Origin of the sequence: Algoriphagus sp. SE2, from assembly GCF_039563885.1 — a bacterium.
Lineage (GTDB): Bacteria > Bacteroidota > Bacteroidia > Cytophagales > Cyclobacteriaceae > Algoriphagus.
Map to the genome: position 1 here is coordinate 37064 of NZ_JBCLWJ010000006.1, position 18690 is coordinate 55753.

Annotated in this window: 17 protein-coding genes; 4 read left to right on the top strand and 13 right to left on the bottom strand. The window is 38.1% G+C overall.

The genetic code is table 11. The features are described from left to right. Nucleotides 1-21: 21 nt before the first annotated feature. Nucleotides 22-1137: a DUF4407 domain-containing protein gene (locus AAGF08_RS08995; RefSeq protein ID WP_343510825.1), complete on the bottom strand. Its 1116-nt coding sequence runs from the start codon at nucleotides 1135-1137 to the stop codon at nucleotides 22-24. A 241-nt stretch (nucleotides 1138-1378) separates the two neighbouring features. Here AAGF08_RS08995 and AAGF08_RS09000 point away from each other — a divergent pair, with 241 nt between their 5' ends. Beyond that, entirely contained in the window at nucleotides 1379-2041 is a 663-nt protein-coding gene (locus AAGF08_RS09000) for a GDSL-type esterase/lipase family protein (RefSeq protein ID WP_343510826.1), read from the top strand. Nucleotides 2042-2051: 10 nt separating this feature from the next. On the opposite strand, the gene AAGF08_RS09005 is transcribed toward AAGF08_RS09000, so the two are convergent. Continuing rightward, complete coding sequence (locus tag AAGF08_RS09005; protein WP_343510827.1) at nucleotides 2052-2966, bottom strand: glutaminase; 915 nt, start codon at nucleotides 2964-2966, stop codon at nucleotides 2052-2054. A 403-nt stretch (nucleotides 2967-3369) separates the two neighbouring features. Here AAGF08_RS09005 and typA point away from each other — a divergent pair, with 403 nt between their 5' ends. Then, a complete protein-coding gene (gene typA / locus AAGF08_RS09010; RefSeq protein ID WP_343510828.1) occupies nucleotides 3370-5175 on the top strand; it encodes a translational GTPase TypA in 1806 nt (601 codons plus the stop codon). A gap of 57 nt (nucleotides 5176-5232) precedes the next feature. On the opposite strand, the gene AAGF08_RS09015 is transcribed toward typA, so the two are convergent. Then, nucleotides 5233-6219 carry an aldo/keto reductase gene (locus AAGF08_RS09015; protein WP_343510829.1) on the bottom strand — a complete coding sequence of 329 codons (987 nt, stop codon included), beginning with the start codon at nucleotides 6217-6219 and terminating at the stop codon, nucleotides 5233-5235. A 157-nt stretch (nucleotides 6220-6376) separates the two neighbouring features. Between AAGF08_RS09015 and AAGF08_RS09020 the strand changes: the two genes are divergently transcribed. Together AAGF08_RS09020 and AAGF08_RS09025 are read left to right on the top strand one after the other, a co-directional pair. Further along, nucleotides 6377-6769 carry a Dabb family protein gene (locus AAGF08_RS09020; protein WP_343510830.1) on the top strand — a complete coding sequence of 131 codons (393 nt, stop codon included), beginning with the start codon at nucleotides 6377-6379 and terminating at the stop codon, nucleotides 6767-6769. Nucleotides 6770-6821: 52 nt separating this feature from the next. Next, a complete protein-coding gene (locus tag AAGF08_RS09025) occupies nucleotides 6822-8141 on the top strand; it encodes a S41 family peptidase (RefSeq protein ID WP_343510831.1) in 1320 nt (439 codons plus the stop codon). On the opposite strand, the gene AAGF08_RS09030 is transcribed toward AAGF08_RS09025, so the two are convergent. From AAGF08_RS09030 to trpB, 10 genes are all read right to left on the bottom strand, one after another. Continuing rightward, the gene (locus AAGF08_RS09030; protein WP_343510832.1) at nucleotides 8138-9790 is read right to left on the bottom strand and encodes a M1 family aminopeptidase; all 1653 of its coding nucleotides are present in this window, start codon (nucleotides 9788-9790) and stop codon (nucleotides 8138-8140) included. The two genes, AAGF08_RS09025 and AAGF08_RS09030, sit on opposite strands and share 4 nt — an antisense overlap. Nucleotides 9791-9805: 15 nt before the next feature. Next, entirely contained in the window at nucleotides 9806-11254 is a 1449-nt protein-coding gene (locus AAGF08_RS09035) for a Xaa-Pro peptidase family protein (protein ID WP_343510833.1), read from the bottom strand. 167 nt (nucleotides 11255-11421) lie between these two features. Then, nucleotides 11422-12030 carry a bifunctional phosphoribosyl-AMP cyclohydrolase/phosphoribosyl-ATP diphosphatase HisIE gene (hisIE, locus tag AAGF08_RS09040; RefSeq protein WP_343510834.1) on the bottom strand — a complete coding sequence of 203 codons (609 nt, stop codon included), beginning with the start codon at nucleotides 12028-12030 and terminating at the stop codon, nucleotides 11422-11424. Between the two features lie 2 nt (nucleotides 12031-12032). Then, nucleotides 12033-12788: an imidazole glycerol phosphate synthase subunit HisF gene (gene hisF / locus AAGF08_RS09045; protein WP_343510835.1), complete on the bottom strand. Its 756-nt coding sequence runs from the start codon at nucleotides 12786-12788 to the stop codon at nucleotides 12033-12035. A 111-nt stretch (nucleotides 12789-12899) separates the two neighbouring features. Further along, nucleotides 12900-13616, bottom strand: a complete 717-nt coding sequence (hisA, locus tag AAGF08_RS09050; RefSeq protein WP_343510836.1) for a 1-(5-phosphoribosyl)-5-[(5-phosphoribosylamino)methylideneamino]imidazole-4-carboxamide isomerase — start codon at nucleotides 13614-13616, stop codon at nucleotides 12900-12902. A 172-nt stretch (nucleotides 13617-13788) separates the two neighbouring features. Beyond that, the gene (hisH, locus tag AAGF08_RS09055) at nucleotides 13789-14385 is read right to left on the bottom strand and encodes an imidazole glycerol phosphate synthase subunit HisH (RefSeq protein WP_343510837.1); all 597 of its coding nucleotides are present in this window, start codon (nucleotides 14383-14385) and stop codon (nucleotides 13789-13791) included. 91 nt (nucleotides 14386-14476) lie between these two features. Next, complete coding sequence (locus tag AAGF08_RS09060) at nucleotides 14477-15259, bottom strand: phenylalanine 4-monooxygenase (protein ID WP_343510838.1); 783 nt, start codon at nucleotides 15257-15259, stop codon at nucleotides 14477-14479. 244 nt (nucleotides 15260-15503) lie between these two features. Further along, nucleotides 15504-16523 carry a bifunctional 3-deoxy-7-phosphoheptulonate synthase/chorismate mutase gene (locus AAGF08_RS09065; RefSeq protein WP_343510839.1) on the bottom strand — a complete coding sequence of 340 codons (1020 nt, stop codon included), beginning with the start codon at nucleotides 16521-16523 and terminating at the stop codon, nucleotides 15504-15506. 3 nt (nucleotides 16524-16526) lie between these two features. Next, on the bottom strand, nucleotides 16527-17300 hold the full coding sequence (trpA, locus tag AAGF08_RS09070; protein ID WP_343510840.1) for a tryptophan synthase subunit alpha: 774 nt from the start codon (nucleotides 17298-17300) through the stop codon (nucleotides 16527-16529). Between the two features lie 197 nt (nucleotides 17301-17497). After that, a complete protein-coding gene (gene trpB / locus AAGF08_RS09075; protein ID WP_343510841.1) occupies nucleotides 17498-18676 on the bottom strand; it encodes a tryptophan synthase subunit beta in 1179 nt (392 codons plus the stop codon). Nucleotides 18677-18690 lie beyond the last annotated feature (14 nt).

Genomic DNA, 18690 nt, shown 5'->3' on the forward strand with positions numbered 1-18690 from the left:
TTATACACCCGTCTTCAAAATTCAGATTTGATATTTGGATTCAATTTTCGCGATTTCCGACATAGATTGTGCTTTGTTTTTTCTATTGGTCTTTTCTTTATTCAAGTCTGTAGCATAGAAATGGGTTTCTTGAAAATAATCCACTCTAGCCTCAGATTCTCCTTTTGCTTTGGTCCATTTTTCACTTTTAAAAAGCCTAACTCGATCTTCATGTAATTCGAGATATTCATCGTAAGGACCTCTGGGTGATATCAGTTTAACAAATATCGGAGCAGTTTCTATCGCAATAAACAATAACATGATGAATACATTCGCCAAAGCCATTGCTGAACTCTCTTCCGTTAAAATTGCCAATGCATCCATTCTGGCAGCTAAACCATCAAATCCCTCGATCCCCGGATGTTGTTTTTCAAACTCAGCTTGTCGTAAAGCCATAAACTCTCGAATTTGAGCCTCCAAAGTATCTATTCTGACCTGGTTTCTTTTTCTCAAATCATTCAATGCAACTTGGGAAGCATCCAGCTGTTGCTCCTTTTTCTTAGCATTGGTACCCAGCCCAACTATTCCACTGGTACTGGCTGTCTTCTCTCCAAACCTTTCTGCGTCATACTCTCTTTGAAGTTGATCCCGATAATCTTCCGCCGATTTTACTTCTGCTTTAAGCGAATCAATTCTGGTTTCTAATTCCAGAATCTCTGGAAATCCTTTTGCTAAATTTGCTTTTGATTGAGTGATAAACTCAGTTCTTTTTTCGTCAATTTTTCGATTAATTTCACGCTCAAACATTTTTAACTCAAGAGGCTTTGAAATAACCAATGCCAATAGAACTGCCAAGACCAACCTAGGAATAGCGAGCTTCCATTCTGACCATGCATTTTCTCTTTTCCTCATACTGGAAACTATAAATCGATCCAGATTAAAAATCATTAATCCCCAAAGCAAACCGAATAAGATAGCTGGCCAAATGGATTGAAAAACAGTGTACAAGGCATATCCTGCTGCTATTGCGGCTAAAAGTCCTGTAAAAAAAACTGTGGCACCAATGCCAATATATTTGTTTGATTCGGTTGGAGATCTTTTCAGCAAAGAAAAGTTAGCTCCACTGCAAAACCAGAAAAAACGAGTGAGTTGCTCCATGAAAAGGGTATTTGGAATGATCTGCTTTATTAACGCTAAAACTTCTCCAAAAATGTTGATTTTGTGGACCGCTTACACAAAATGTGACGAAATCATCAAAAACAGGCTTTATTGGCCTATTATTAATAATTTATTGTGACGAAAATAAATGTGTACAATACTAAAGAATGTCCGAAGTGTTCGGCAATGTGCATGTTATGGACGGTTTTGGGCATTCCCTAAAAGAGAATATATTTAATATATGAAAAACAAATGCAGATTAATCGCTTTACTATTTTCCTTCATAATTGGCTCTTCAATAGCTTTTGCTCAAGAAAATAGATTTGATAATGAGGTTGCGAATATCAGCCACAGAATTGATAGCATTGGATGGTCAAAAGGAAGTGTTGTATTCACTGGAAGCTCCAGCGTCAGAATGTGGAAAAACCTTCAAAATGATTTCCCAAATACTCCAATTATAAATACTGGTTTTGGAGGTTCGACGGCAAAAGATTTAGCAGCGCAGCTTTTCCCACTGGTCTTACGACTTGAGCCATCAACTGTTTTTATTTATGAAGGTGACAACGACATAAATGGTGGAGAAACGGCAACTGAAATAATGACCACTTTGGATGAAATTGTAACCAGAATTCAAAAACAACTCCCAAACACCACCGTAAATTTAATAGCCGCCAAACCAAGCCCATCAAGATGGGAACTTAAAACTTCTTATTTGGTACTTAATGATTTGATGCGTCAATATTGCACAGGACATGAAAACGTAAATTTTGTAAATGTCTGGGACATCATGCTGGATAAAACAGGGGTTCCAAGAGCTGATATTTTTATTCAAGACAACCTCCATATGAATGAAAAAGGATATGCTTTGTGGAAAGAGGTATTTACCCCATTTTTAGAAAAATAAACTTTCAGATTTAAAATAAAGAGAATGCCAGTTTATCTGTCAGGAGTTCTAAGGCTCTAATAGATTTAACTGAATTACCCTTTTCATTAAGTTCAGGACTCCATACCGCAATACTGAATTTATGCGGCATCACAGCCGCCACTCCTCCTCCCACTCCACTTTTGCCTGGTAAACCTACTTTATATGCAAATTCTCCTGCTTCATCGTAAAACCCACAAGTTAGCATAAGTGCATTGATACGGCGGGCACTACTTTCTGATAAAATCTGTCGGTTGGCAAAAATTGAATACCCGTTATTAGCCAAATACGAAAAGGACTTGGCTAGATCTACACAACTCATTTCCATAGCACAATGTGAAAAATATACTTCCAGCACCTGATCAATAGGATTATTAAAGTTTTTAAAAGATTTGAGAAAATAAGCAAGTGCAGTATTTCGCTCCCCATGATTCAACTCGGATTTTTTGACATGGGTATTAATTTTAACACAAGTGTCTCCCACCAGTTCATTGATAAATTCGATAATTTGATCAACTGGAGATTCAAATTTACTGCACAAGGCATCAGTAATCACCAAAGCTCCGGCATTGATAAATGGATTTCTTGGTATTCCCTTTTCGTATTCAAGCTGGGCAATAGAATTAAAAGGATCACCACTTGGCTCTACATTCACCCTTGACCAAAGCTTGGAATTAAACACATTGAAAACCATCGTCAATGTGTGAACTTTACTAATACTCTGAATAGAAAATGGCACATTATGGTCTCCTACGCCATACACATTCCCTTTGAGATCTATTAAAGCTATCCCAAACTGATTAGGGTCAACAGTAGCAATTTCAGGGATATAGTCTGCTACTTTGCCTTTCAAATTCTCTTCTTGAACTTGATGATATACTTCTTCAATAAGCTGTTGATAATCCATGGCACAAAAATTTACAAATTAAATAGACATAAAAAGCTTTTAAGCAAGCATATGGAGAAAATATCCTAGATATTCAATACAAAGCTTACACAATTAATTATCTTCTCTCTTCACTTTTACAACCTATTTCTTAATTTTCGTAGGCTGTTTGGATGGACAGATATGATGCCTGATTCTTTCCTTAATTTAGCATAGGATTTTGCTTTCTGATTGTCTTGCATTCTTTAAGCATTTATGAATTATGGAAGATTAAATCAAAATCTTCATTGATATGAAAGTTTTGCAAGAAAAAATCCCATTAGTATTCATTGATAGATTTTCAGACTTTTAAGTTTATACTTCACGATTTGATAACCTGATTCCCAAATATTATTCGTACTTTTGCGCCTTAATTAGGCAAACCATGCAGAATATTCGGAATATCGCGATCATCGCACACGTTGACCACGGCAAAACTACCTTGGTTGATAAAATCATACATGCTTCAAAAATTTTCAGAGAGAATCAACAGTTCGATGATCTGATCTTGGACAATAACGACTTAGAACGTGAAAGAGGGATAACTATTCTATCTAAAAACGTTTCCGTTCGATACAGAGATACCAAAATCAACATCATTGACACTCCTGGTCACGCCGATTTTGGCGGTGAAGTAGAACGTGTATTGAAAATGGCTGATGGCGTGATCCTTTTGGTAGATGCTTTAGAAGGTCCTATGCCGCAAACAAGATTCGTTCTTGGAAAGGCCCTTGATTTAGGATTGACTCCTATTGTGGTAGTAAATAAGGTAGACAAGGAAAACTGCCGTCCTGATGAAGTTCATGAAGCTGTTTTTGACTTAATGTTCAATCTTGACGCCACAGAAGAGCAATTGGATTTCCAAACGCTTTATGGTTCTGCAAAACAAAATTGGATGGGTCCTGATTGGAAAAACCCAACTGATTCTATTGTTCCATTGCTTGATGCAATCGTAGATCATATTCCTGCTCCAAAAATTGAAGAAGGTTCTCTTCAGATGCAAATCACTTCTTTGGATTATAACAACTTTGTGGGACGTATCGCTATTGGAAGAGTAAAGAGAGGAACTATCAAAGAAGGATCTCAAGTAACCCTTTGTAAAGTAGACGATGTTTTCAAAAAAGTAAGAATCAAGGAGCTTCATACATTTGAAGGTCTTGGAAAAGCTAAGGTTTCTGAAGTTGTAGCAGGAGATATTTGTGCGGTAACAGGGATTGAGGATTTCGAAATAGGTGATACCATTGCAGCAGCTGAAAATCCTGAGCCTTTAAAGAGGATTTCAATTGATGAGCCGACGATGAATATGCTTTTCACCATCAATAACTCTCCATTTTTTGGTAAAGAAGGTAAATTTGTGACCTCTCGTCACTTAAGAGACCGATTGATGAAGGAGACTGAGAAAAACCTTGCATTGCGAGTTGAGCCTACTGACTCTGAGGACAAATTCTTGGTTTATGGACGTGGAATTCTTCACTTGTCTGTTTTGATTGAAACAATGAGAAGAGAAGGATACGAACTTCAAGTTGGTCAACCTCAAGTAATCTACAAAGAAATAGATGGAGTAAAACATGAACCAATCGAAACCTTAGTAGTAGATGTTCCTGCCGAGTCAGCAGGTAAAGTAATTGAACTTGCTACTCAAAGAAAGGGTGAATTGTTGATTATGGAGCCAAAAGGAGATCTTCAGCATTTAGAATTCAAAATCCCTTCCAGAGGTTTGATCGGTCTTAGAAATAACGTGTTGACAGCAACTCAAGGAGAAGCAATCATGAACCATAGATTTACTTCTTATGAGCCTTTCAAAGGAAATATTCCTGAAAGAAACACAGGTTCAATTATTTCTATGGATGGTGGTCAATGCACTGCATACGCAATTGATAAACTTCAGGATAGAGGGACTTTCTTTGTCGATCCAGGAACTGAGCTTTACGGAGGTCAGGTGATCGGAGCTCATAACAGAGAGAATGATATCGTAGTGAATGTTCAAAAAGGAAAGAAATTGACAAACATGCGTGCTTCTGGTTCTGATGACAATACCAAGATTGCTCCTGCAGTAAAATTCTCCTTAGAGGAATCAATGGAATACATCCAAAAAGATGAATATTTAGAGATAACTCCGAAAAGCATCCGTATGAGAAAGATTTTCTTAGATGAAGGAGAGAGAACTAGAATGGCAAAAAAAGAAGCTTAATAACTTAATCCTTATTATATATTTATATCCCGTAAATTCTCATTTACGGGATTTTTTTTACCATAAAAGATGCACTTCTGGTTTGATATATTTATTGTAAACCTTTTTCGCGAGTTGCATTTGCTCCTTTGTGAGTGGACCTAAATCAGAAACCTGAACATTAGACTCTACCTGACTTAACTTAGAAGCTCCAGGAATTACTGTACTCACTTCCGGAAACATTAAAATCCATTTCAAGGCAAATGCTGCTAAAGAAATACTTGAACCTAACTCTTTTTTCAAAGCCTCTATTGCAGAAAATGCTTTTTCAAGAGGAACTCCGGAAAATGTCTCTCCTTTATCAAACGCCTTTCCCTCTCTATTAAAATATCTATGATCATCTTTTGAAAAAATTGTCTCCGGAGTGATTTTACCACTTAATAAACCACTTGCAAGAGGTACACGGACAATCACTCCAATGTTGTTTTTTGCAGTATTCCTAAAAAGTATCTCCACTGGTTTTTGACGAAAAATATTATAAATCACCTGGATTGATGATACGATTTCATATTTGATGGCACTCAAACCCTCCGTTACCTTCTCCACACTTACTCCCATAGCAGCAATTTTACCCTCTTTTTTAAGGTCTTCAAACAACTTAAAAATCTCATCTCTTTTATAAACAGGTTCTGGTGGACAATGCAATTGTATCAGGTCTAATCTTTCAAGACCGGTATTTCTCAAGCTATCTTCCACATGCCTTCTCAGTTTTTCTGTTGTGTATGCCTCATTTACATGTGGCTGAATTCTTCTCCCACATTTAGTAGCAACGTATATTTTTTCAGATCGCTCTCTAACGACTTTTCCGACAGCAGCTTCACTCAAACCAGCATCGTAAACATCCGCGGTATCGACAAAATTTACACCCTTATCAAAAGCTTTATGCAACAATTCCTCAGCAATCTTAGGATTAAATGGTTTTCCCCAGCCTCCGCCTACTTGCCATGTTCCTAGTCCTATTTCTGATATTTCAAATCCTGTTTTACCTAGTTTACGATAATTCATGGGTTTATATTTTGAAAGAATTTCTTGAAAAAAAACATTAAATCAAAGGCTAAAATCAAACAGTTATCGAAAAGTAATATAAATTTTTATCTTTAGAATCTTTGAGGATTCAATTTCCTCTTTATAAGAAATTGAATCCTACGTTCCATCTACAGATATGAAAACCAGAAGACAATTCTTAAAATCAGTAGGCGTAGCAGGTGCTGCTGCCGTATTACCTTTTAATTCAATCGCTAAAGAAATGGCAAAACAAAAAATGATTCATCAGGTTTATTTTTACCTGCATGATGTTGCTAACACACAAGAGTTTTTAACTGAAGCTGTTCCAATGTTGGGCAAATGCAAAACCGTAGGAAAATTTATTGCGGGGACTCCAGCTCCCACTGCTGAGAGAGATGTGGTAGACCATTCCTTTCAGGTATCTTGTACCATTTTCTTTGATAGTTTAGAAGACCAGGATATTTACCAATCCGATCCGCTTCATTTGGAGTTTATTGAAAAATATTCTCATATGTGGAAAACGGTAAAAGTTTACGATATCGCTATCTAGTAAATCCTGATTCCAATAAATTACGTATCTACAAAGCATTTCAAAACCTAAGATGAAAAAATACGCACTGTACCTTAGTTTGTTGCTTGTAGGTATTTGGTCCTGTAATAAAAAAGATGACCCTACACCAAATCCGCAATCGGACGAGGTAAAGGACGCGATCTATTCTTCTATGGAAGAATGGTATTATTGGAATCAGGAACTTCCCTCAAAACCAAATCCTTCAGATTTTTCAACCAACGGAGAATTTCTTGAAGCAATTAAATTCAAGCCTTTAGACAGGTTTTCATACCTCACCACGCAGGAAGACTTTAATAATGCTTTCGTAGGAAGAAATGCTGGTCATGGGTTTGGTTTTGCCTTCGACGCAAACGAAAGACTGTATTTAACATTTGTCTTTGATGAAGCACCTGCAGGAAAAGATGGTTGGCAAAGAGGATGGGAGGTTATTGAGGTAAATGGAAAGCCTATTTCTGACTACAAAACCACTACCGGTGGATATGATTTTAAATTAGGTGCAGCCGAACCTGGAATAACTAACTCTTTTTCCTTCAAACTTCCGGACGGTTCCATCACAACTCGTTCCAATACAAAAGCTGAATACCAATCTAATTCTGTTTTATACCAATCAGTAATAGAGCTGACTGGAAAAAAAGTAGGCTATTGGGTGTATAATAGCTTTAAAGCGACAGCTGGTCTAAATCCAACCCGAAGCAAGGAAGTTGAAGATTCCTTTGACTATTACCAAAATCAAGGCATCAGCGAACTCATCATTGATTTGAGATATAATGGTGGAGGATCCGTGGCTGTAGCAGAGCAGATTTCAAACTACCTCATTCAATTTGCCAACAATGGGAAATTGATGTACACAAATGAGTTGAATTACCTGAAGACAAGTTTAGAGAGGAGCACCAACTTCAAAAAAATTGGCTCTCTAAGCCTAGACAGGCTAGTTTTTATTACCTCAAGAGGCACTGCATCTGCCTCTGAGTTGGTAATCAATAGCCTTAACCCCTATTTTGAAATCACTTTGGTAGGAGATAACACATTTGGGAAACCAGTAGGTTCTTTCCCTCTTTCACCATATACACCTGTACTCAAACAGAATGATGTAGAATTGGTGCCAATCACTTTTGCTACGGCAAATTCAGTGGGATTTACGGAATATTTTAATGGGTTTGAACCGGATTTTCTAGTTGGAGATACCCCACAATTCAACTGGGGATCAGAAAATGACTTAAGGCTTCTTGCCGCTCTCCAAGTTTTAGAAAGTGGAAGTGCCAATAGCAGAATTCTAAACTCTTATTATAGACCTGTTTGGGAAATGATCGATGCATTCAAAGGGCTTCAACAAGAGTTTCCGGTTTACTAAAACTTAGTTTTATTAATAGTTGATTCCATTAAGACCCAAGATTCCGGATCTAGAATAATTCGCTCTGGTTCATAATCAAGAGAAAAAGTAAAAGAATCAGATTGACTTTTTATTATTACTGTTTCTATTGTTGGGGCTGATTTTCCAGGCTCATAGATTGCTACTTGAATTGGCATTTCAAATAAACTTCTGTCTTTTTGAACCTGATCTAAAGTAATTCGAAGTTCTTGACTTTTCTTATTATACCCCCAATCTCCATAGATTTTTAAAGCCCCGGACTTATATAACCATTGATCGAAAAATCGCTCCAGATTCATTCCTGAAGCAGCTTCCATTTCTATCCTAAAATCAGTGGTAGTTGAATTCAGGTTTTGGTATTTAGTATAATAGTTTCGGATCCCTTTCCAAAAATTTTCGGTTCCAACTACACCCCTAAGCATATGTAAAATCCATGATCCTTTTTGGTAAGTTTGGCCTGTTGTAACCTGACTCATGTCCTCCAGATTATCATGAACAATTCTGTAATCAGGATTCTTTTCGTTGAAAGACAATACCCGTTCTTTACTAGAAGCCATTTGTCTCATAAAGGCATCATGTCCATATTCATGCTCGATAAATAGTGAAGTAAAATAGGTCGCAAAACCCTCACTGAGCCAAACATCATCCCAGTCATATTCAGTTACTGCATTCCCAAACCATTGATGAGCAATTTCATGAATCACTACATTTCTCCAACGTTCATTCCTATCCCCAACCACCGAATTTTCACTATACAAGATAGCTGAAGCAGCTTCCATTCCTCCACTGACACTATTGGATTGAATATTCGCTAGTTTTTCATAAGAAAAAGGACCTATATAGTCACTGTAATATTCCAACGCTTTTTTGGTAGGCTCTGCAAAATCATAAAACCCAGCATCTCTATCTTGCCGATAAACCCAGGTTTGAATAGCCTTCCCTTCAAAATCATCCACATGTTGCACTGCAAATTCAGCTACTCCCAAAACATAAAGCCAGGATGCAATCGGAATAGATTGCTTCCAATGTGTTAGTCGTTTACCATTCCCCAAATCAGTTTCCTCTAGCATCAACCCGTTAGAAACTACTTGATAATGATTTGGGGCTATAACGATAAATTCGCTAGTTGCTTTATCATAAGGATGATCTATTACTGCCAGCCAATTTCTGGCTTTATCGGGCCAGTTATCACTGAAGAAAGTTCTATCTCCATATTTATTCTTGGCTATTTTCAGACCGGTTGCTGGAATTCCTGAGTAAATCACGGTGTAACTTGTCCTTTGATTTAATTGGGAAGCTTCAGGTAAATTGATTTTCAATTGATCTCCCTCATGGATATAATCAAGCTCTTTTCCCCCAGACAAAACTCTGCTTACTGTCATTCCTTTACCCTCCAAAGCTTCACTAGACTTTGTCAGATCCAATCTCAATACATTTACCCCCTCTCCTAGATAACTAACATCGATAGTCTCTTCACATTTGATTTCATCTGTTTCATCAGATAGCTCTATCCTAAATGCATAATTCAGAATATCTATTTTAGGGTTTTTAGGATACTTGTCCGCAAATGAAAAAGTAAGACTAAGAACAAGAATAGAAAGGCTAAGTAAACCGTTTTTTATAAGTAACATAATCAAGATTTAAAACTATTTATTGAGTGGTAAATTCATTGCAGGACGTTCTTCGATCATTCCTTTCTCCGCTATTGTCTTTTCCACCTCTTCTATTGTAGTTGGAACAAATGCACTCATGTTTTCAACCCCATTCTCTGTAACCAAAGCGACGTCTTCAATTCTGATATAAAGTCTTTCCTCTCGAAGCCAGATCATGGGATCAATAGTGAAGATCATACCGGGTTGTAATTTCACGCCATGAACTCTACCGACATCATGAACAATCATACCAACAGGATGCTGGAAATGTCCTCGAAACTTGATTCCTTCCTGAACAGCCTTTAAATGGCTAGGTTTTAAAAAAGTCTTTCCTTCCAAATACTTTTTCATATCTGCCGCAGCTTGATCTAACACTTCATTGGAAGTGACTCCTGGTTTGATATACCGAAAAAGCGCATCTCTATATTCCACAATGAACTCGTAAAGTGCACGTTGCTCATCAGTGAATTTGCCATTTACTGGCCAAATACGCGTCACATCGCTAGAATAATATTTGTAATCCGGAGCATAATCCATCAATACCAAATCTCCATCTACAAGTTTGTCAGTTTTATGAAAATAATGTCCCATGTAGGCATTTGTCCCTCCTCCAATAATCGCAGGATAAGAATCCCCCATGGCTCCATGTAGGGTAAAAACATATTTAGCAACTGCTCCAAGTTGATATTCGAATACACCAGCTTTGGTAGCTTTCATTGCTTCAATAATTCCCATACCGGCAATCTGAGTCGCCTCACGGATAATCTCAATCTCCCGCTTACTCTTAATGAGTCGCATTCCATCGAGGATTGGGGTTAGATCTTTGATTTCAAATTGAGGAAATCGGGATTCGATTTTTTGGATAAACTGTGCCTCTCTGGAAGCAGCACCATCCCAGGGATCAGAAGCAGCCATAATTTGCTTGGCTAAAAGTTCGTCGCGACTATCATTGCCACTTTCTACCGGACTAAATTCTGTATAAAGTGCTGGTGCAAGAGGTCTAATCAAACCTGATCCACTTAAATCTCTCGATAAAAATTCAATTCCTTTTACATTATCGATACCGGTTAGGTCTTTAACCAAATCAGCATCTTCTGCTGAAAGCACTTTGCCCTGATTATTTTCCATCCCCTCATCACGGTGTGGTAAATAGAGCGTTGATCGCCTATTTTTACCGTTAAGTAGCAGAAAAGCATGTGGGGATTCCACCCCCGTCAGATAATAAAAGGAATTGGATTGCCGAAAAACACTAACTCCCGGAATTCCTCCTGAGCCTTGAATCACTGCGATGGATTGATTTCCAATAGCATCAAAAATCTTTGCTCTTCTATTCGCAAATTCTTCTTTTGAAAAATCAGTTTTATGATAATTTTTTTCCTGAGAAAGAGCTGGGAAGGTCAGGAACAAAATTGACAATATTGAAAAGAGGGCTTTTATATTCATACAGGTAGTGGTTCTTTTTAAAGGATTCACACATTCTAAAGGCAAAAACAAATATTTTTTCCCTTAAATCAGAAGTGACGAATTAAAAGTTAAACATTTCCATCCGAACCAAATAAAAAAGGGTTGAAATTCTCCAACCCTTTTCTCTTATAATGCAATAAATAAAATTATTTTTTTTGATGCCTCTCTATCAGTACATCCATCACTTCGTCCAGTTCATAACCTTTAGCTTCTAATAAAACTAAATAATGGTAAAGTAAATCTGCTGCTTCCCCCATAAACAACTCCTTGTTGTCATCCTTTGCTTCGATCACAATCTCTACCGCTTCCTCCCCTACTTTCTGAGCAACCTTATTAATCCCTTTAGCAAAAAGAGAAGCCGTATAAGATTTATCTGTTGGGTTATTTTTCCTATCCTTAATGATTGCTCTCAGTTGATCGATAAAACCAGTTTTTGAGGTATTCACTTCATCAAAGCAAGTGTCAGATCCGGTATGACAAACCGGCCCTCTTGGATTAGCTCTTACTAAAATTGAATCTCCATCACAATCAATGGCAATACTTACCAATTCCATAAAATTACCGGATGTCTCACCTTTGGTCCAAAGTCGATTTTTACTACGGCTATAGAAAGTAACCATCTTGGTTTCCTTAGTTTTTTCCAAGGCCTCCTCGTTCATATAGCCCTGCATTAATACTTTTCCGCTGACAGCATCCTGTACAATTGCCGGAACAAGTCCATCCATTTTTTTAAAATCTATACTTCTTTCGCTCATTATTAAATTCTTATGCTTATTTCTGAATCAGTTAGATAACTTTTCAATTCAGGAATACCAATTTCTTTAAAGTGAAAAATACTTGCTGCCAGAGCCGCGTCTGCTTTGCCAAAGGTAAACACATCTTTGAAATGTGCCATGGTACCCGCTCCGCCAGATGCTATCACCGGAATGCTAAGAGCAGATGAAATCTCAGCTAAAAGTTCATTAGAAAATCCAGATTTTGTACCATCATGGTCCATGGAAGTTAACAATATTTCCCCCGCACCTCGATCGCACACCTCCTGGGCCCATTCCTGAGTTTTCAATAAAGTAGCTCTCCTTCCTCCGTGGGTATGCACAAAGTCAATTCCATCAATATTTCGGGTATCAATCGCCACCACAATACATTGAGAACCAAATTCAGCAGCCATGTCATTGATAACCTGAGGATTTTTTACTGCGGATGAATTAATGGAAATCTTATCCGCCCCTGCATTCAGAAGCACTTTCACATCTTCTACCGTAGAAATCCCTCCACCAACTGTAAATGGTATATTGATAGCCTTAGCCACTTTCGTAACTAGTTCAGCCAACGTTTTTCTCTTGTCAACAGTCGCCGTAATATCCAAAAACACCAATTCATCGGCTCCTTCATCAGAATAGATTTTCGCCAACTCCACAGGATCACCGGCATCACGAAGCTCCACAAAGTTCACTCCTTTGACAGTTCGGCCTTCCTTTATGTCTAAGCAAGGGATTATTCTCTTTGTTAACATTGTGGATTGGTGGGTTTTAAAACTTTATTATTCATCATTTGATGTTTTTCATTCAATATAGATGGCAGGTGTTTTTGAAATTTTTAAGCCTTCTTACTTTAGCTTTCTGAATTAGACAAAAGCTGCCAATTCCTCCAGCGTCACTCTCCCCTCATAATAAGCTTTCCCGACGATTGTTCCATAAACACCTATTTTCTCCAACTCTTCCAGATCTTTAACAGAGGAAACACCACCGCTAGCGATTAGTTTTATGCCAGGTATTTCTTTTAAAATATCCTGATACAATTCCACTGATGGACCTTGGAGCAATCCATCTTTCGCTACGTCAGTGCAGATTACGTAACTTATCCCCAGACCTACATAATCTTTGATGAATGGAATCAAATCCACCGTCGTAGTCTCTTCCCAGCCCCCAACAGCTATTTTTCTGTCTTTTGCATCGGCACCTAAGATGATCTTTTCTGAGCCGTAAGTTTTAATCCACGTTTTAAACAACGAAGCATTTTTCACGGCAATACTTCCTCCTGTCACTTGCTTTGCTCCTAACTCAAAGGCCTTTTCTATCTCTTCATCGGCCTGTATTCCTCCACCAAAGTCAACTTTTAGGGAAGTTCCTGAACTGATACGCTGAAGTATCTCTCCATTCACAATCTTTTTTGCTTTTGCACCATCCAAATCCACTAAATGCAAACGATGGATTCCAGCACCTTCAAAACGCTTGGCCATTTCAAGCGGGTCGTCATGGTACTCCTTTTTGCTGCTGTAATCGCCCTGACTAAGACGAACACATTTTCCTCCGATGAGGTCAATTGCTGGGATGATATACATTAGGATTGGAAGATTTTAAAATTAAAATATTGGAAAACTACGATTTACGATTTTTGATTTACGACATCGATAGAACCTCAAACATAGAATAATAAATTTATAGCTCTGAAGACCTAGTTTGGGGTTCCAATAATTTCGTAAATCGTACTTCGTACATCGTAATTTATTGGTTTTAAATACTTAGGAAATTGCTTAACAACTTCTCTCCGACCAAGCCACTTTTCTCAGGGTGCGCTTGAATCGCATAGTAATTATCTCGATGAAGTATTCCTGAGAAATCATGGATATAATGAGTTTGAGCAATTGTAAATTCACTCAACTCGGCACAAAAGCTATGCACGTAATAGACGAATGGATTTGCAGGCAGATCTTTCAAAAGCGGATTAACGGCTAGATTCTCCAGTTCATTCCAGCCCACATGAGGTACTTTGAATTCCTGGGAATTCTCCGGCACGAAACGCTTTACTTTTACTGGGAAAACTCCCAAACATTCGGTATCATTTTCTTCTGAGTGTTCACAAAGGAGCTGCAAGCCTAGGCAAACGCCCAAAAACGGTTGCTTAATATCTTTGATCAAAGTGTCAAGTTTTCGCTCCCTGAGATACTTCATCGCTGTACTCGCCTCTCCCTGTCCAGGAAAAACAACTTTATCAGCAGCTCGAATTACATCAGGATCATCTGTCAACTCAGCATGGACGCCTAACCTCTCAAACGCGTAAAGAACCGACTGTACGTTACCGGAATTATATTTAATGACAGCTATTTTCATGTATCTAAGATGGAAGACGGAAGATTGAAGCCTGATACTTCTTTCTTCCGTCTTGGCTCAATTATAATAAGGCTCAACTAAGCAATCTCTTTTAATTTTTCTTATTCTCTAGAAGCATCTCATCAAGTACTTCCTCAATTTCTGGAAGTGACTCATAAAGCTGCTCGTAACTCTCAATCACAAAGTATTTATCCTGGAAGTGATCTTTCCAGTATTCCTGATTCATAATTCTTCGGACATCATAAGCGAAATGTTCCGGCTTATTTGAAAGGCTGAATTTAGTCTCTCCTGCCGAACTTAGGATACCAGCCCCGTAAATTTTTAACTCTCCTTCCTCTTTTATTAGACCAAATTCTATGGTAAACCAATAAATCCTACTCAACAACTGGATTGCCCACGGATTATCAATATGCTTCAAAGCAATTCCAGAAAGATTTTCCAAAAAGTCTACATAAGGCTGATTGGTAAGCATAGGCATGTGTGCAAATGCATCATGAAACATATCAGGCTCTTCCAGGTAATCCAGCTGCTCCATTTTTCGAAGCCAAGTAGAAGACGGAAACCTTTTATTATTCAAAAGACCAAAAAATAAATCATCGTCAATCAACCCAGGAACAACTTGAACTTCCCAACCCGTAGTTTTAGATAAAATCCGATTCAGATCCTCAAAGTTAGCAATACGATCTGCTGTAAAACCAACTATCTCTACGCCATCGAGATAAGCTTTGGAAGCAGCCTTTGGTAAATTTGGCATCTGTCTTTCGAAGAGAATCTTCCAAACTTTAAAATCCTCTTCGGTATATTTATCATACTCCTGCCTCAGCTTTTGGAGTCTTGGATCGGAAAAGACCCAGTTTTTCTGTTTTGTGTTCATGGTATTTGGGTATATTCTTTATTTATATTTATAACTATTCTATCAATCTTTAGTTCACCTCTAAGCAGGTCTCTGAAACCAAAAAAAGCCTATTCCAAATTGGAATAGGCCTCTATATTTTTTACCAAAAAACCATAGTCATCCTACCCCTTCATTAAGAATAGTGGTAAGAATGATGTACGAAAGTTCTTGGTGTCGGATTCATATTGCTAATTTAAGCATGCTTTTCAGGAAAGCAATTTTTTCATAATAAATCAAATCCTTTTCTCATAGCAAAACTTTCTCTGATCCATGCTGCTAATCTTGCACTTTGGGCAAAGTCAAGCGTCTGTTGACCATCTGAATAAGCTTTCTCCGGTACTTCATGGGACTCATAGATAATACCGTCTGCTCCTGACATCACTCCCGCCAGTGCCATTTGAGGTACGTAAGAACGGATCCCAATACCATGAGAAGGGTCTACAATTACCGGCAAATGAGATTTTGCTTTCAAAATGGGAATTGCATTTAAATCAAGCGTATTTCTTGAAGCTCTCTCATAGGTCCGTATCCCTCTTTCACAGAGAATTAATTTTTCATTTCCTCCCGAGAACACGTATTCAGCTGATTGCAAAAGCTCTTCGATCGTTCCGGAAATTCCTCGCTTGATCATCACTGCCTTATCCACTTTCCCCAATTCATCGAGCAAATTGAAGTTTTGTGAATTTCTAGCCCCAACCTGATATATATCCACATATGGATACATTTCTTCAATCTGGGAAGTCTGCATCACTTCTGTGACAATCTTGATACCTGCTTCATGGGCAATATCATACCATAATTTCAAACCCTCTAAACCTAAACCACGAAAAGCATAAGGACTACTTCTTGGTTTAAAAACTCCACCTCGCATCATCTTGATGTCATTCTCTAAACAATGCGCCACCACAGCACGGATTTGCTCTTCAGATTCAATGGAACATGGACCGGTAATGATCGCCATTTCTCCATCTTTGATAAACACGTTATCCCCTAAGTCTATGGAAGTTGGTTTGGCTTTCCACTTTTTTGAAACCAATTTATATTCATCAGAGACAATATGAATATCTACGATTCCATCCATTTGACCCACTTTACGGATATCAAAATCTTTCTTACCAATACCTATCAGGTAGTCTCCTAATTGGGTTTTTACTTCGGTAGTTTTATAGCCATTTTCATTGACCTTTTGAATCAATTTATCTTTTTGACTATCGGAAATATCTGGTTGAAGCTGAATAATCATTGCTTACTTGATTACTGATTGAATGTATGCCTGAATGTCTTCACTCAGGTTTTTAGAATTTTTTACTGTCTTGATAAAAGCCGATCCAATGATCGCTCCATTACTATAATTCGAAGCAGTGGTAAAAGTTTCTGAATCTGAGATTCCAAAACCAATCAGCCTTGGGTTTTTCAAATTCATCGATTTCACACGCTCGAAATAAGAGATTTGCTCCTCGGTAATTCCCGCCTTAGCACCAGTGATACTATGAGAAGAAACCATGTAGATAAAGCCGTTGGTATTCTCATCGATTTCACGAATACGTTTTTCAGATGTTTGAGGTGAAATAAGGAAAGTGTTAACCAGTCCATATTCCTCAAAGAGTGATTTGTAATCATCCAGAAATTGCTGCATAGGAAGATCCGGGAGAATCAATCCATCAACTCCAACTTCTTTACATTTCTTGCAAAAAGCTTCCATCCCATATTGCATGATTGGATTCAAATAACCCATCAAAACAACGGGGATATGGATTTTTGCTCGAAAACCTCTCAATTGATCGAAGATTTTCTTTAAAGAAATCCCATTTTTCAAAGCAATCATATTACTATCCTGAATGGTGGGTCCATCCGCTACTGGATCAGAGTAAGGAACTCCAATTTCTATAATATCTGCTCCACCAGCCTGAATAGCCTCCATGATGGGCATCGTATCCTCCAGTTGGGGAAAACCAGCTGTAAAGTAGATCGAGAGAACGCGAGAGTTCTTTTCTTTGAATAGTGTATGTATTCGGTTCATTTTATTCTTTAATTTTTCGAAATGCAGAGTACGACATATGGCTGCTACTATAAATTAAGTATTTAGAGAAAACACTATCCCATCAAAAAAATATTAGAAGTTCACCACCATCTCGAAATTCATATTTCTTCAATCGTATTTAATTCGATTTTTTTTTAAACCTAATAGGTTTAAGAACTCCTTTCTTTTCCCAATCACTAATACTTTCCCCATTTAATATAGGTATCCAAATCCTTGTCGCCTCTTCCGGAAAGATTGATTACAATCACATCATCTTTGGAATACTCAATTAAGTTTAATGCATGGATAGCATGAGCTGATTCAATCGCTGGAATGATTCCTTCCAATCGACTGAGTTCAATCCCAGCAGCCATCGCATCTTTATCTTCCACTGCAACAAACTCTCCTCTTCCCACATCAAATAAATGTGCGTGAACAGGTCCGATACCAGGATAGTCCAATCCAGCCGAAATAGAGTGAGGTTCAACAACCTGTCCATCTTCAGTTTGCATTAAAATCGTCTTAGACCCATGCAAAACTCCTGGTGTCCCAAGTACAGTTGTCGCGGCAGATTTCCCAGATAAGACACCTAAGCCTGCTGCCTCTGCAGCTACCAGACGTACTTGTGGAGTATTGTAATAATGGTAAAATGCTCCGGCCGCATTAGAGCCACCTCCTACACAAGCGATAACGATATCCGGATTTTCTGTCCCTTCCTTTTCCATTAATTGCCATTTCATTTCTTCTGAAATAACAGCTTGAAATCTTGCCACCATCTCTGGATAAGGGTGTGGACCTACCACTGATCCAATAATGTAATGCGTGTCAACTGGGTTATTGATCCAAGCTCGCATGGCCTCGTTGGTAGCATCCTTTAAAGTTTTTGATCCTGAGGCAGCCGGAACAACTGTCGCGCCAAGAATCTTCATTCGTTCTACATTGGGATGCTGACGGGCAATATCAATTTCACCCATGTAAATAATACAATCCATCCCCATCAAGGCACAAACTGTGGCAGTAGCTACGCCATGTTGACCTGCTCCTGTTTCCGCGATTATTCGCTTTTTTCCAAGCTTTTTCGCCAATATGATCTGACCAATCGTATTGTTTATTTTATGTGCTCCGGTGTGACATAGGTCTTCACGTTTTAGATAAATCTTTGCTTGGTATTTTTCAGAAAGTCGAGAGGCAAAGTATAGAGGAGTTGGACGGCCTACATAATCTTTAAGCAAGCCTCTGAATTCATCCTGAAATTCTTTTGAATTCATAATTGACTCATAATTTTCCTTCAGCTCCTCCACATTGGGATGCAGCATTTCTGGGATATAAGCTCCTCCAAACTTACCGTAAAAGCCCTTTTCGTCTACTTTGATCATCAGTTAATCTAATT